This is a genomic window from Fontibacillus panacisegetis, assembly GCF_900102215.1.
In the GTDB taxonomy this organism is placed as follows: domain Bacteria; phylum Bacillota; class Bacilli; order Paenibacillales; family Paenibacillaceae; genus Fontibacillus; species Fontibacillus panacisegetis.
This window is the reverse complement of sequence record NZ_FNBG01000010.1, coordinates 116,986-132,345: the sequence shown is the minus strand read 5'-3', so window position 1 is coordinate 132,345 and position 15,360 is coordinate 116,986. Positions and strand designations below refer to the sequence as shown.

13 protein-coding genes are annotated in these 15,360 nt (G+C 43.4%); 12 read left to right on the top strand and 1 reads right to left on the bottom strand.

Going from position 1 to position 15,360, the window contains the following annotated elements:
- Window positions 1–21: 21 nt before the first annotated feature.
- From BLS49_RS10765 to BLS49_RS10710, 12 genes are all read left to right on the top strand, one after another.
- The gene (locus tag BLS49_RS10765; protein ID WP_175471376.1) at window positions 22–654 is read left to right on the top strand and encodes a tetratricopeptide repeat protein; all 633 of its coding nucleotides are present in this window, start codon (window positions 22–24) and stop codon (window positions 652–654) included.
- A gap of 140 nt (window positions 655–794) precedes the next feature.
- Window positions 795–3,653: an ATP-dependent DNA helicase DinG gene (gene dinG, locus BLS49_RS10760; RefSeq protein ID WP_091229608.1), complete on the top strand. Its 2,859-nt coding sequence runs from the start codon at window positions 795–797 to the stop codon at window positions 3,651–3,653.
- Window positions 3,654–3,701: 48 nt separating this feature from the next.
- Window positions 3,702–4,352, top strand: coding sequence for a redox-sensing transcriptional repressor Rex (locus tag BLS49_RS10755; protein WP_091229605.1), 651 nt, complete (start codon window positions 3,702–3,704; stop codon window positions 4,350–4,352).
- A complete protein-coding gene (locus BLS49_RS10750; RefSeq protein ID WP_091229603.1) occupies window positions 4,342–5,640 on the top strand; it encodes an amidohydrolase in 1,299 nt (432 codons plus the stop codon). Before BLS49_RS10755 ends, BLS49_RS10750 begins: the two co-directional genes overlap by 11 nt.
- 69 nt (window positions 5,641–5,709) lie before the next feature.
- Window positions 5,710–6,195, top strand: a complete 486-nt coding sequence (locus BLS49_RS10745; protein WP_091229600.1) for a cell wall elongation regulator TseB-like domain-containing protein — start codon at window positions 5,710–5,712, stop codon at window positions 6,193–6,195.
- A 233-nt stretch (window positions 6,196–6,428) separates the two neighbouring features.
- On the top strand, window positions 6,429–6,953 hold the full coding sequence (locus BLS49_RS10740) for a hypothetical protein (RefSeq protein ID WP_091229598.1): 525 nt from the start codon (window positions 6,429–6,431) through the stop codon (window positions 6,951–6,953).
- Window positions 6,953–8,455 (top strand): AAA family ATPase, encoded by a 1,503-nt coding sequence (locus tag BLS49_RS10735; RefSeq protein WP_091229595.1) that lies wholly within the window; start codon window positions 6,953–6,955, stop codon window positions 8,453–8,455. The genes BLS49_RS10740 and BLS49_RS10735 overlap by 1 nt, the downstream gene beginning before the upstream one ends.
- Before the next feature lie 136 nt (window positions 8,456–8,591).
- Window positions 8,592–9,464, top strand: a complete 873-nt coding sequence (locus BLS49_RS10730; RefSeq protein WP_091229703.1) for a 3-hydroxyacyl-CoA dehydrogenase family protein — start codon at window positions 8,592–8,594, stop codon at window positions 9,462–9,464.
- Window positions 9,461–10,666 (top strand): acetate/propionate family kinase, encoded by a 1,206-nt coding sequence (locus BLS49_RS10725; protein ID WP_091229593.1) that lies wholly within the window; start codon window positions 9,461–9,463, stop codon window positions 10,664–10,666. Before BLS49_RS10730 ends, BLS49_RS10725 begins: the two co-directional genes overlap by 4 nt.
- 33 nt (window positions 10,667–10,699) lie before the next feature.
- Window positions 10,700–11,995 (top strand): asparagine--tRNA ligase, encoded by a 1,296-nt coding sequence (gene asnS, locus BLS49_RS10720; RefSeq protein ID WP_091229591.1) that lies wholly within the window; start codon window positions 10,700–10,702, stop codon window positions 11,993–11,995.
- A gap of 17 nt (window positions 11,996–12,012) precedes the next feature.
- The gene (locus tag BLS49_RS10715; RefSeq protein WP_091229589.1) at window positions 12,013–12,714 is read left to right on the top strand and encodes a DnaD domain-containing protein; all 702 of its coding nucleotides are present in this window, start codon (window positions 12,013–12,015) and stop codon (window positions 12,712–12,714) included.
- A gap of 192 nt (window positions 12,715–12,906) precedes the next feature.
- Window positions 12,907–13,812, top strand: coding sequence for an ATP-grasp domain-containing protein (locus tag BLS49_RS10710; RefSeq protein ID WP_091229586.1), 906 nt, complete (start codon window positions 12,907–12,909; stop codon window positions 13,810–13,812).
- Window positions 13,813–13,988: 176 nt separating this feature from the next.
- On the opposite strand, the gene BLS49_RS10705 is transcribed toward BLS49_RS10710, so the two are convergent.
- Window positions 13,989–15,149: an asparaginase gene (locus tag BLS49_RS10705; RefSeq protein WP_091229583.1), complete on the bottom strand. Its 1,161-nt coding sequence runs from the start codon at window positions 15,147–15,149 to the stop codon at window positions 13,989–13,991.
- Window positions 15,150–15,360 lie beyond the last annotated feature (211 nt).

The following is a 15,360-nucleotide window of genomic DNA, read 5'->3' as shown; positions in this document are numbered from 1 at the left end:
CTCTCGAAGGGTGGAGTGCGAATGATTTTTCACCATATATTTGCCGAAATGAATGAGATGTTGGATGAGATCGCCAGATTTTATCAAATGGCCGAAGGGGAGCAAAAGAAGAAGCTGGTGCAGCAATGGAATATGTTGAAGCAAATGAGCGACGGTATTATTGAAGAATGGCTCTGCTTTGAGGAGAAAATGGGCTACATCAGACAGAATTGGAACACGCCGGACGGTAATAGCGCAGTGGAGCTGCCTGAAATGCAATGCGAGGCTTTTATTAAGGGACAGGGATATTATAAGCTGCTGATGTTCCCGCAAGCACTAGGCCAGTTTAAAGTTGTAATGGAGCAATTTCCTGACAGTGTTCTCGTACGAACTTTTTTGGGAATGTGTCATATGCATATGGAGGAAATGTCCCATGCAATAACGCATTTCTGGGCAGTACTTGAGGGAGCTGAGAGCAAGCGGGTGCGCTCGATTGTATACAATGCACTTGGATGTATTGAAGCTAATCGTGGAGCACGCGACAAGGCGGAGGAATATTTCAAGCTGGCTCATTACCATGATCCTTCACTGGCCGAACCATTAGCTAATCTTGAAGTATGCATGCAATGTTCAGGGAAATTACAGTATGGAACTGAACTGACATCGTTGCTATAATTTATTTTATGAATGATGCGATGTTCCGCTCTTGGGCGGTACATCGCTTTATTTTCTTAAAGACATATTTTGGGTATAATTTTCAAATTCGCTTTCTTCTGTTATGCTGTAAAAGAGACTGGAACGAAAGGACTTTACAAATGAAATTTGCAGTACTTGATTTCGAAACCACGGGTAACCAGTCCTCTGATAAAATTATTCAGGCAGGACTTGCCATTATAGATCATGATTTAACGGTTTCTCAGGTCTATCGTTCGTTCGTGAAGCCTGGAATACCAATTCCGCCATTCATTACGGGTCTTACCGGCATTACAGAAGATGATGTTAAGGATGCACCGGAGCTTGACGAAGTGATGATGGAGATGGTTCCTCTGCTGGAAGATGTTGTTCTCGTAGGACATAATGTGGCCTTCGATTTCAATTTTTTACAGAGTGCTCTGGATCAAACGGGATATCTGCCCTTCACAGGGCGTATTTTAGATACGATGGATTTCCTGAAAATATTGTTTCCTTCATTGACGACTTACCAGCTCGGTCTTGTTGCTAATGAATTCAATGTACAGCATGATCGTCCTCATCAAGCGGACAGTGACGCATTGGCGACAGCTCTCATTTTCCTGAAATGTCTGGAGGAGATAGATAGCTTACCGCTTCTGGCCCTGCAGAGATTAAGCGATTTATTTGCAGGAGAAGATAGCGATCTTGGCTGGTTTTTTGATGCAGTATTACATGAAAGAGAACGGGAATCTCAACAGAGTCAAGAAGGGTTTACGTATTATCGGCAATTTGCTCTGCAAGTGGATGATTGGATGGATATTACCCCGGCACGCGAGCATATGCTTGAGAATCCCCTTAAGGACATTTCTTTTGAGCAGTTTATGGAGCAGGTGAAGGAAAGGCTTAAGGAGAAATTGCCGGAGTATGAAGAACGCGAGGCTCAGAAAATCATGCTCGGCGAAGTTACTCGTGCTTTTGAAGAGGATAAGCATCTCCTGATTGAAGCGGGGACAGGTACAGGGAAATCGCTGGGTTATCTTCTACCTGCTATTTATCACAGTGTTAAGCAGGAAGAGAAGGTGATGGTTAGTACCCATACGATAAATCTTCAGGAACAGCTTAGAGAGCGGGATATTCCAATGCTTACTGAAGTGGTTCCATTTCCGTTTCGCGCAGCGATTTTCAAAGGAAGACAGCACTATTTGTGTTTACGCAAATTTGAACATAAAATAAACAGAAGAGACTTCACAACACCTAAAGATGAGGTGATGACGGCCGCTCAAATGATCGTCTGGTTGGCCCAGACTGAGACTGGCGATGATGAGGAACTGAATATGGGCAACCGTGGCGGTGATTTCTGGGAGACGGTAGCAAGTGAATCCGACTCCTGTCTTGGTAGAAACTGCCCGTGGTTTCGTAAATGCTTCTATCATAAAGCCAAGCATGAAGCTGGAGTTGCCGATGTTGTAATCACGAATCACTCCAAGCTGTTTACAGACATTCAGGCAGGACATCAGCTTTTACCGGCTTATGATCGTCTTGTAATTGATGAAGCGCATCATTTGGAAGATGTTGCGGGTAAGCATTTAGGTCTTCATATGAAATATTTTACGGTAGTCCATACATTAACTCGCTTGTTCAAGGATAGTAAAAACGGACAGCTTCCGAGTTTAAGAGCGATGCTTCAGCATTCACTTCATAAAAAGGCCGGAGAATGGATTAGAATAATTGATGACATCTATTCTTCGCTGTTAGATACTAAGGAAAGCTGGGATAAGCTTAGTGAATTATTGTTCACACTTATGCCGGAACGAAGCGATGCAGCACCTGGAGATCCCGGACAATTTGTATATAGGCTCTTGCCTCAGAAAAAACCGAAAAATTGGGATGAGCTCACTGCTCTCGAGAACGGAATTCATATTTCTCTTGGTGATGTTCTGCGCAAGGGTGAGCGCATGATCAATGAGATTAGAGAGGAAGAAAATGATTTCGGCGCGGAAAGTTTGCTTACGGATATTAGCGGGCTATTCAAAGATTTAGGAAATGAGCGTGATTCGCTCAGATTTTTCATGAAGCTTGAAAGTGAGGATAATGTATATTGGCTCGAAGGAAATGGTAATTATCGCAGTAAATCTTTACAAATTTTTGCAGTGCCGATTGATGTTAGTGCACAATTAAAGGATTATTTCTTTGATAAGAAGAAAAGTGTAGTGATGACCTCTGCAACGTTATCTGTTGATAAGTCATTTCAATATATGATTGAGCAGTTAGGTCTTTTGGAAGCAGCGGCCCAGGATAGATTGATGACTTCCATGCTTCCATCACCTTTCAATTACAGGGAGCAAGCATTGCTGGTTATTCCAAGGGATTTTCCAAGTGTCAAAGGCAGTGTAGGGGATCAGCATTTCGTCAGTACGCTGGTTCAATCTTTGGCTGACACTGCGGTAGCTACTAAAGGTCGTATGCTCGTATTGTTTACATCCTACCGGATGCTGCGTCAGGTATATGATCCGCTGAAAGAGCGATTATTAGTTGAAGGCATTACAGTGATCGGTCAAGGTATGGATAGTGGAAGCCGGAGTAAGCTAACTCGCCGTTTTCAAGGCCAGAATGCTTCCGTGCTTCTTGGTACAAGCAGCTTCTGGGAAGGTGTCGACATTCCTGGTGAAGCGCTGACAAGTCTGGCTATTGTCCGCTTGCCGTTCCAGCCCCCCAACCATCCATTGGTTGAAGCAAAGAGTGAACGTCTTCAGAGAGAAAAGAAGAATCCATTCATGAAGCTGTCCGTTCCACAAGCGGTCATTCGTTTCAAACAAGGATTCGGTCGTCTGGTTCGCTCGTCGCAAGATCGTGGAATTGTGGTTGTTTATGATACAAGGATTTTGGAATCCTATTATGGAAAATATTTTCTATACTCTTTGCCAGGTCCAAAGATGGAACATATGCCACTTGAGCAAATGATTCCTCGAATTTCGGAATGGTTGGATACTGAACCATCCTAGTACGAATACATGTCGTTTTTAAATTGTGCCAATTTAGGGGGAAGACCTATGAAATCAGAAAAAATCTCGGATGCTGTAGTGCGCAGGCTGCCGGTATATCTGCGTTATCTTAATGAATTGAGCCGCCGTGAAGTTCCAACGGTATCGTCTCAGGAGCTAGGTCAAAAGCTGGACCTCAACCCTGCACAAATACGTAAGGATCTAGCCTATTTCGGTGATTTTGGCCGTAAAGGCATCGGATATGATGTGTCATATCTGATTGAGAAGATTCGCCAGATACTTAATCTTGACCAACAAATCAATGTTGCTCTGGTTGGGGCAGGTAATCTCGGGCAAGCATTATCCAATTACAATGCGTATCTTAAGGACAACATGAAAATTGTTGCTATTTTTGATACATCAGCAGAAAAAATCGGAACCCAAATTAACAGCATTACAGTCCAGCCCATTGAAGAGTTGGTTGATACTGTAAGGCGAAATCATGTTCGAATCGGTATAATTACTGTACCTAATATCGAGGCTCAGCGTGTAGCAGATCAGCTTGTGGAGGCGGGGATTGGCGCGATCTTGAATTTTGCCCCGACAATTCTTAAGGTCCCTTCAGATGTGCGTGTTCATGCGGCAGATTTCACAACCGATCTGATGAGCTTGGCGTATTATTTGAATGCTGGAAAGGAAGTAACAGTAGATGAGTCGTAAATGGTTGATCAAAAATGGAGCGTTTGCAGTACTGGATACAAACAAACCTGTAATTCACGGGTACATGTTGATAGAAGGAGATAAGATCACTTATGTCGGTGAGGAACGGCCTGAAGGAGTAGAAGGGGCTGAAACTTTTGATGGTAAAGGTCTGCTCTTTCTTCCGGGACTTATCAATACCCACGGACATGCTGCTATGTCCTTGCTTCGTGGATATGGAGATGATCTAGCGCTTCAAGTATGGCTTCAAGAAAAAATGTGGCCTATGGAGGCTAAATTTACCAGTGAAGATGTATACTGGGGGACGGCTCTATCTGCGCTTGAAATGCTGAAGGGTGGAACGACGACATTCCTTGATATGTACGATCATATGGATCAAGTAGGTAAAGTTGTTGAAGAATCAGGAATGCGCGCAGTGCTGACTCGTGGAGTAATTGGTTTATGTCCGCCTGAGGTACAGCAACAAAAGCTGGATGAAGCTGTTGCATTTGCTCGGGATTGGAATGGGAAAGCAGATGGACGAATTACGACAATGATATCACCGCATTCGCCATATACCTGCCCGCCAGATTATATCGAGAAATTAGTTCAGGCTGCGCACGACTTGAATTTGCCTTTGCATACTCATATGTCGGAGACTAGAGCAGAAGTTCAGCAAAATGTGGATGATTACGGTGTTCGCCCTGTGCAGCATTTATTGAACCTTGGAGTGTTTTCACGTCCAACGCTGCTTGCTCACGCTGTTCATTTAACAGACGAAGAAATTGAAGTACTCGCAGCTCATAAGGTAACAGTATCTCACAATCCGGGCAGTAATCTTAAGCTGGCTAGTGGAATAGCCAGAGTACCAGAGCTTCTTAAGGCTGGTGTAGTTGTGTCACTTGGAACTGATGGTCCAGCGAGTAACAACAATCTTGATATGTTCGAGGAGATCAGACTTGCTGCCCTTATTCATAAAGGTGTGTCAGGAGACCCAACGGCTGTTCCAGCAAGAGAAGCACTGTTGATGGGTACAGATTATGGTGCGAAGTCTCTTTTCCTGGATAACACGGGTAGATTAGCAGTTGGAATGAAAGCAGACTTTATTGCTGTGAACACAGAGCAGGCTCATTTCCTACCCCGGACGGATTACGTCTCACATGCAGTGTATTCTGCTGGTCCTAAGGATGTTGAACATGTATGGGTTGACGGCAAACAAGTGGTCAGAAACGGAGAATGCTTGACACTGGATGAGGAACGTGTACGTTTTGAAGCACAATCTGCGTTTGAAGGTTTGCTCTCTCGATAAGATGAATAGTATAAATATAATTAAGATGAAAATACCGTTTATCGCATGGATCTGGAAAGGAAGAGAAGGTTGAAGAAGAGAACGAAATGGATCTTGTTATCCATACTGATCCTCCTGCTCGTAATCTTTGGCCTTCATCGATTCTATATTTTTATACAGCAGGATTTGTGGCAGGGTGAGAAAGCCGCTATGGAACGGGCTAAAAGCGAAGCTGGCATTGTTGAAGTCGATCAGGTATGGAAATCGGTCTGGGACGAAGTATGCTGGGTTGTAGAAGGTAAGAATGAAGCTGGCGAGGACGTGGTGGTATGGCTGCTTGAAGGCAAGGAGCCTACGGTGAAATTGCTTAGCGAAGGTGTATCAGAAAGTCGTATTCTTAGTATCATTCATAAGGATTTCCCGCAAGTAGATATCATCAGATTGGTTCCTGGAATTTATGAGGGCAAAGAAGTGTGGCAATTGTTCTATAAAGAAAAGGCTCATCATTACTATCGATTCTTCAGCTTTAGTGATGGTGCTCCGCTTTCAGAAGTGTTTACATTGCCGAATCGCTAATCTATATAAAAGGTCTTGTTGCTTACCGGATGTTGATCTGGATGGTGACAAGATCTTTTTTTGTGTCGATATCTGCTAACATTTAGATACACAACAAGTTTGCGGATAGAGTACCAGATAAATAGATGTAATCATTGCTGATTTTAATCCAAATCGTATATACTCTGTGATATACTATTTATTGTGTTTAGTATATACGTGAATGATATATTATTATATAAGGGGGATAACACGTGAAACTGCGTATAGTACCGATTGTTGTGAGCGTGGCGGTTTCGGCGTTACTGTTGTTTGGTGGTTTGTATGCCTATCGACAGTGGGCGGTGGAGAGCCCGTTCGAGAAAATGGTTGAGAGCTATAATGGTGTTCATCAAGTACAGCTTGATATCAATCAGACTCAGGTAATTGCTAAGCTGGAATTGACTACGGGAAGCAACTTGGGTGAGCTCGTACGTCAAATGGAGAAGGACGGTAAACAATGGATCGGAGATCGCGAGCTCAAGGTAGAAGTAAAGGATAATGCTCCGGAAACACTGAACGATCTGTGGGAAGAAGCTTTGTTCCCAGTTGCGCAAGCGATGGAGAACAAACAGTACACCGAAATTACAACAACGCTTGATAAGCTGCAAACAAAGAACAATTCAGTAACAGCTAGTGCGGATATGGACGAAAACAACGTATACGTCACTCTTACGGATGCACAGGGCAGCAAGTATATTATTTTACCTCGTGCTCCTCAAAAAATGGGGGTGCTGTGATGCGAAAATGGATTCTTGAGATTGGAATCGGGTTTTTACCTGTATTCGTTCTTTTTCTGGCTTTCATTGGGGTCAATGTATTTCCTTTAGTAGCAATCCTCATATTGGCAGGCGTGATGTATGCTGCCATCAAAATGCGTGGTGGAATTACTGCACTGGTTCCGCAAAAGAATAAACGAAAGATCGCGACTTCCAATAAGCTGACTTTTGATCAAATTGGCGGTCAGGAGAGTGCCAAACAGGAGCTGCGTGAAGCCCTTGATTTTATGGTTCGTCATGAAGAAATCAAAAAATTCGGTATTCGTCCGATTAAAGGTATTCTGTTAACAGGTCCTCCGGGAACAGGTAAAACATTGTTAGCAAAAGCAGCTGCGCAATATACTAATTCTGCGTTCGTAGCCTCTTCAGGCAGTGAGTTCGTAGAAATGTATATTGGTGTCGGGGCTAGTCGAATCCGTGAGCTTTTTAGAGAAGCAAAAACCCGGGCAACTAAGGAGAATAAGGAAAGTGCGGTTATTTTTATAGATGAAATTGATGTCATTGGAGGTAAACGTGAAGGGGGTCAACAGCGTGAATATGATCAGACGTTGAACCAGCTCCTAACTGAAATGGATGGTATTTATACATCCGATTCTCCGCGAATTTTGCTTGTAGCTGCAACAAACCGCAAGGAGATGCTTGATAGTGCATTACTTCGACCTGGTCGTTTTGATCGGCATATTCAGGTGGACCTTCCGGATAAAAGGGGTAGACGTCATATTCTGGAGCTGCATGCGGTTAATAAACCGTTAAGTAAGGATGTTAGCCTTGATAAAGTAGCTGACGAGTCATATGGCTTCTCAGGCGCACAGCTAGAAAGTGTCATGAACGAGGCGGCGATCTATGCCATGAGGGATGAACTTGATGAAATTGAGCAGGGCCATTTGTCTCTGGCTATTGATAAAGTGATGCTTGGTGAAAAGACGGACCGCGAATCAACAGAGGAAGAAAAACGTCGTGTTGCGATCCATGAGCTGGGACATGCGATTGCTGCGGAAGCAGTCTCGCCAGGCAGTGTAAATCAGGTAGCTCTCAGCCCTCGTGGCAGGGCGCTTGGATATGTACGTCACAATCCTCAGGATGAGAAGTATCTATATACCAAAGCATACCTGGAGGGCCAAATTATTGTTGCTTTGGCCGGAGCGGCCGCTGAAGAGATATATTATGGGGGACGCAGTACAGGGTCCAGCAATGATTTTGAACAAGCGTTAAATATTGTTCACACCATGATGACATCAGGACTGACATCTCTGGGAATAGTAAACATGGATATGGTGACAACAGAAGTGCTGATGAAAGAAAATTCGACAATTTTAGAGAATCTAGCAGCGAGAAGCAAACAGATTTTGCTGGAATATTCTGAAATTTTTGATCATTCGCTAGAAATACTACTTCGGGAAGAACGGCTTTCTGGTGAGCAATTCCGTTGTCAATTTGGTGACAGAAGCAATTTACCGGCATAAAAATTTATGCCGGTTATTTTTTTTACTTTTTCTTCGTGCTAAGGTATTATTAGAAGTTGGGTATTAAAGAATGTATTATTCGACATCAAGGAACAATATGATGCAGATGAAGGCGAAAGGATGGGACGAGAAGACCATGAACTTTAAAAGAATAGGTGTCATTGGTGGCGGTACTATGGGCCAAGGCATAAGCGAAATGCTTGCAGCCAAAGGACTTGATGTACTACTCGTAGAAGAAACAGCGGAGAAACTTGACCATGCTTATGGCATGATAGAAACGAGCCTCGACAAGCAGCTCGAGAAATGGGCGATTACGAAAGCAGAGAAAAAATTAATTTTATCGAAAATTCATAAAGTTACTCATTTTGCCGAACTCGGTACCTGTGATATGGTGATCGAGACCATTTCGGAGGATTTGGATGCAAAAAGAGAAGTATTCAAGCAGCTTGACCAGGTTTGTCCAAGCAACATTATTTTGGCAAGCAACACGTCTACACTTAGCTTGACAGAAATTGCAGGCTCAACTATTTATCCTGAGCGTGTAATAGGCATGCATTTCATTTATCCTGTGGCGAAAATCAATTTAGTCGAAATTATTCGGGGGTTGAGAACATCGGATACCACTTTTGAAGAAACGAAACGTTTCGTTGAAGAAGTCGTTGATAAGCATGGAATCATGGTTTATGAATCTCCGGGATTCGTTACTTCCCGAATTATTTGTCTTATGATTAACGAAGCTCTCCATGTGCTTGGAGAAGGCGTTGCAAGTCCTGAAGATATCGATGATGCTATGCGCGTCGGTTATCAGTTCCAATACGGACCTCTTGAGATGGCAGACCGTTTCGGTCTGGATTCGGTACTGGCAGCTCTTGAGCGTATGTTCCGTGAATTTGGCGAACTGAAATACCGGCCTTCTTTTGTCTTGAAGAAAATGGTTCGTGCTGGCTCACTGGGTGTGAAGACAGGCGAAGGATTTTTCAAATACGACAAGGATGGTGACCGGATATGAAACTTTTAGTCATTAATGCTGGTAGTTCATCAGTAAAATATCAATTGTATGACATGACAGACGAATCTGTTTTGGCTAAAGGTTTAGTTGAACGTATTGGTATGGATTCTTCCATTCTTACACATAAACCTACTGGCAAGGAAGAAGTAACTGAAGTCAGTGAAATTCTGGAGCATACAACGGCAATCCGTAAAGTACTAGACAAATTGATTGATAAAGAATGTGGTGTTCTCGCGTCAGTAGATGAAATCCAGGCTGTTGGACACCGCGTTGTTCACGGGGGCGAAGTTTTCAAGGGCTCAGCGCTCGTAACTGGAGAGGTTAAGTCAGAAATTCGTCGTCTTTTCGATTTGGCTCCACTTCATAATCCACCTGCCGTGCTGGGTATTACTGCGGCTGAGAAGAACATGCCAGGTGTGCCTCAAGTCGTAGCTTTTGATACAGCTTTCCATCAAACGATGGAAGAGAAGGTATTCTTGTATCCAATCCCTAAAGTATTGTATAAGAAACATCATGTCCGTCGTTACGGAGCACATGGTACTTCTCATGAATATGTCAGTAAAGTAGCGGCTGAATATTTGGATCGTCCGCTCGAAGATTTAAAAATTATCACTTGTCATATCGGCAACGGCGGTAGCTTGACTGCTGTTAAAGGTGGGGTTTCCATGGACACATCAATGGGGCTTACTCCGCTTGAAGGTCTAATGATGGGTACTCGTAGTGGTGATTTGGACCCAGCTGTAGTTACGTTTGTTATGAACAAGGAAGAGCTATCCTTAAGTGAAGTGAATTCCATGCTGAACAAGCACAGCGGCTTGCTTGCGATCTCTGGTTCCAGCAGTGACATGCGTGACATTACGGACGGCATGGCTGAAGGTGATCCAAACGCAACGTTAGCTTTTGAAATGTACGAATACCGTTTGCGCAAATACATCGGCTCCTATGCTGCAGCTATGGATGGAGTAGATGTTATCGTGTTTACTGCAGGTATTGGTGAGAACTCCGTAGTAGTTCGTGAAAAAGTATGTGAGAACCTAACTTATCTTGGCGTGGAAGTGGACCCGGAATTGAATAAAATACGCTCTGGTGAACCTCGCCGCATTTCAACACCTAACTCCAAAGTCGAAGTATTGGTCATTCCAACGAATGAGGAATTGATGATTGCTCGCGATACTTATCGTATCGTTCAGGAAAACCAATAATAAACCACATAGTATGTTAGAGGAGAGATAGACATGGCGATCAAAAGTGTGATCCGTCAGGTTAATGAGCACGTCGACGAAACCGTCGTGATCGGCAGTTGGCTTAATAATAAGCGTTCCAGTGGAAAAATCGTATTTTTGCAGCTTCGCGACGGTACTGGTTATATTCAGGCTGTAGTAGTAAAGAGTGAGGTTTCTGAAGAAACTTGGAACAATGCCAAAAGTTTGACTCAGGAATCATCGATGTATGTGACAGGTGTTATTCGTGAAGAACCTCGAAGCCATTCAGGCTACGAAATGACAGTTACTGATCTGGAGATCATACATTTAACGGAAAATTATCCGATTACACCGAAGGAACATGGCGTTGATTTCCTAATGGACCATCGTCACCTGTGGCTTCGTTCCAACAAGCAGCGGGCGATTATGGTTATTCGTGCGGAGATCATTCGTGCGGTGCAGCAGTTCTTTGATCAAAATGGCTTTACATTGGTCGATCCGCCTATTTTGACACCTACATCTGCAGAAGGAACAACAAATCTGTTCCATACGAAATATTTTGATGAGGATGCATATTTGACGCAAAGTGGTCAGCTTTACATGGAAGCTGCTGCGATGGCGCTTGGGAAAGTATATTCGTTCGGACCTACCTTCCGTGCTGAAAAATCCAAAACACGTCGTCACTTGATTGAGTTCTGGATGATCGAACCGGAAATGGCTTTTACAGATCATGAGGAAAGCCTCAAGGTGCAGGAACAATTTATTTCACATGTAGTACAATCTGTTCTGACGAACTGCAAGGATGAGCTGGAGGCCGTAGGAAGAGACGTCAGCAAGCTTGAAAGTATTAAGGCTCCATTCCCTCGTATAACTTATGATGAGGCAATCGAGTTCCTGCATACTAAAGGCTTTGATATTCCTTGGGGTGAGGATTTTGGTGCACCGCATGAAACTGCGATTGCAGAGCAGTATGAAAAACCTGTATTTATAACACATTATCCTGCAGGAATTAAGGCTTTCTACATGAAGCCTGATCCAAATCGTCCAGAAGTAGTGCTCTGCGCTGACATGATTGCTCCAGAAGGATACGGAGAAATTATTGGCGGCTCTCAGCGTATTGATGATCCTGAATTGATGGAAGAACGCTTTAAGGAACATAATCTGTCCGAAGAGACGTACAAGTGGTATATGGATCTTCGTAAATATGGCTCAGTTCCACACTCCGGATTTGGTCTTGGATTGGAGCGTACTGTTGCGTGGATATGCGGACTTGATCACGTTCGGGAGACGATTCCTTTCCCTCGTATGCTGTACCGCCTTTATCCATAAGAAAGGTAGAGAAGCGAATGGCCATGAGCGAAGGTTGGAAGGTATGGGCAAAAGGAATCTCTTACGGGTTGGAGTCTGGGACCGTGAATGTTCCCTATGCACTACTGGCGCATTACGGAGCACTTCGCTTATCGGAAATGGAAGTGATGCTGCTTATGCAACTGCTTGCATTTAGACAGAGTGAGCAGAGCGATTTTCCGTCAATGGATCAGCTGGAGTCAAGAATGGGAACGGCTCCCGGAGAGCTTCCGCAAGTCATCCAACGTCTGATGAAGGACGGATGGATATCGATTGATGAGGATCTGGATGAAAGAACGGGTATTCAAATTGAACGCTATAATCTTTCAGGGATGTATGCAAAGCTCGGACAGCATATGGCCGAGCAGCGTTCTTCGGTTCGTCGTGGCACTACCCCGACCCAGCAGGAGGAAGCGCCTTTGCCATCCAGAGATGAACAGGAACGTAATTTGTTCGTCATTTTTGAAAAGGAATTTGCACGTCCATTAACACCAATGGAATGTGAGACTATTTCGGGATGGGTGGATGAGGACGGATATCCCGATGAACTGATATTGCTTGCCCTCAAGGAAGCGGTGTTTGCTGGCAAAGTACACTTTCGCTATATTGACCGCATTCTGCTAGAGTGGAGCCGAAATCGTGTGAAAACTGTAGAGGATGCCAAAGCTTATACCCAGAGATTCAGAGGCGGGATGAGATAGCAACATTATACTCATTGACTCATACTAGAACTAAATACTAGCAATATAAACGGCCGCAGCGAACAACCTGCTGAGGCCGTTTTTTGCGTGTAATATTTTTACATCAATTTGATTTTATCATCATACAATCTAGTAGAATCAATGATAAAGTTAAAATGTGTAAAAATAGTATTTTGTGAAGGTGGAGTTGTTATGATCGGTTGGATTATATATAAGCATTTAGTGAATGAGGTCAAGCCTGAGATGTTTGAGATTAAGAGGCTTATTGATGAAGCGGAGAAGCAAGGGATCGATATACGTGTGCTCGCTCCTGAACAGTTCGAACTGATTGTAACCAGAGATGATCGCAAGAGTATTATGGTTGATGGGGAGGTGCTGCCGCTTCCTGATTTTGTGTTGCCGAGGATGGGGGCGGGCACTAATTATTTTGGACTGGCACTGATCCGTCATTTGGAGCGTCTGGGTGTTCGTACATTTAATTCTTCACAGAGTATTGATACAGTAAAAGATAAGCTATATACTCAACAGATTTTAGCAGAATCCAATTTACCTGTTCCGAAAACGATGCTGATACGCTCGAAGGTCGATGTGGACTTGGTAGAAAAGCATTTGGGATTCCCTGTAGTAGTGAAGACGATATCAGGATCACAGGGGAATGGAGTTTTTCTTGCTGAGACGAAGTTAAAGTTTATTGATTTAATTGAAATGATTAACGCATATAAAGAGAATGCTACGATGATATTGCAGGAATTTGTAGAGTCAAGCAGAGGGGTGGATCTGCGTGTGCTTACAATTGGGGGAAGAGCCGTTGCAGCGATGAAGCGATTCTCCGGGAATGATAGCTTCAAAGCGAATTATTCACGCGGGGGCAAGGTTGAGCCCTATGAGATCAATCCTGAAATTGAATGGCTGGCTCTTGAAACAGCCAGACTTTTGAATCTCGATATCGCCGGCATTGATTTGCTCTTTGACGGGGAGCACTATAAAATATGTGAAGCAAATTCTTCACCCGGGTTTGAAGGGTTGGAGTCATGCTGTAATGTAAACATTGCGGAAGAGATATACAATTTTCTAAGAGTGAGGTTGAGTCGATTTTAAGTCTGGTTATAGCATATTAATTGAAAAATAAAAAAAGGGGTCAGCCATCAGTGAAGAATAGGAAACATTATCACTGGGCTGACCCAAATATATATATATTGGGGAGAGGATAACATGGTTAAGAACGTACGAGTTAAGTAAAATCAGGTATTAACTATGAAACTGGTCATGATCGCTTACTTGTTGAGCTCGATTTGTCCATACCCATAGGTTTCAAACCAACCTTTGATTGTTTCGAAATCCTTGGAGAACGAAAGGCTAAGGAGCAGCATAACTCTGGCGTGAGATGCATTAAGGTTGCCGCCTGCAATGATGCCTTCACCACTGCTGTAGTTGCTGCCAGATCCGGTGCGTGTCGTCGTTACGAAGATCACGCCTTTTTCAATGGCTGCTTTGCGTTCTTCGCTCATCGCTTTCGAGATCCCTCCAGCTCCAGTACCCGCAGTTACGATACCTTTAGCTCCTGATGCAACATAGCCGCTAATAGCACCCGCTCCAGCATCTTGGTAGGAGTACGCAATCTCAACTTTGGCTAAATCTGATTTGGAGATTTTAGTCAAATCAAAAGGTGTAGCCCATGAGGTTGCTGGTTTTAGTGCTCGGAATGGAGCACGATATACAGAAATGACGTCACCGTCAATGTAACCTAATGCACCAATTTCAGGTGTAACAAATGTATCAGTACGGTAGGAGTTGCTCTTGGTTACATCTCGAGCTGCATGAAACTCATCATTGAGCATAAGTACTGTACCGAAATATTTTGTCTTGCCGCTAGCGGCGAGTTTGATAGCATTGTAGAGATTGGCAGGAGCATCCGTTCCGATGACTGTCCACGGTCTCATCGATCCTGTGATGACTACAGGTTTTGGGCTGCGAACCGTTAAGTCCAGGAAATAAGCAATCTCTTCCATGGTGTCTGTTCCGGTAGTAACTACTACACCATCCTGGGTTTTAAGAGCTTCATCCACTTTGAGAGACAACTCATATAATTGCTGCATTGTATATGCGCTTGACCCAGAGTTTCCGAATTGATAAGTGCTTACTTCGGCAATTTTATCCTTGTTCGGTAATGATTTCACCATGTCTTCAATAAGCAAAGTTCCTGCTTTATAATTGGTAAAGCTCGTTGCATCCACGGATTGTCCGGCCATCGTGCCTCCAGTTGCGATAACCTGTACTTTAGGCAGTTTTTTAACCGTTTCTGCTACAATAGAACCTTGAGTTGTATTGACAGTAGCTGCAGATGCTGGAGATGCATACAAGTTTGGAAGTACGGCGGTTACCGCAAGTCCTGTTGCTAGAATCCATTTTAAACTGTTAGTTTTCCATTTTTGCATTGAATCAGCCTCCATGATGTGTGAGAATTATGTAACTTTATGTGACTCGGATTGTGTTTCCTTGAAGTGATTATATATCCATGTTAGATATAATAACAAAACTCATATTTTATGATGAAAGCGATTAAACCTTATATTATCGCCGGTTTCCTGCTTTATATTAAAATTTATATATCTAGTTTCTAAATACATAACAAATTAATGTTATTTA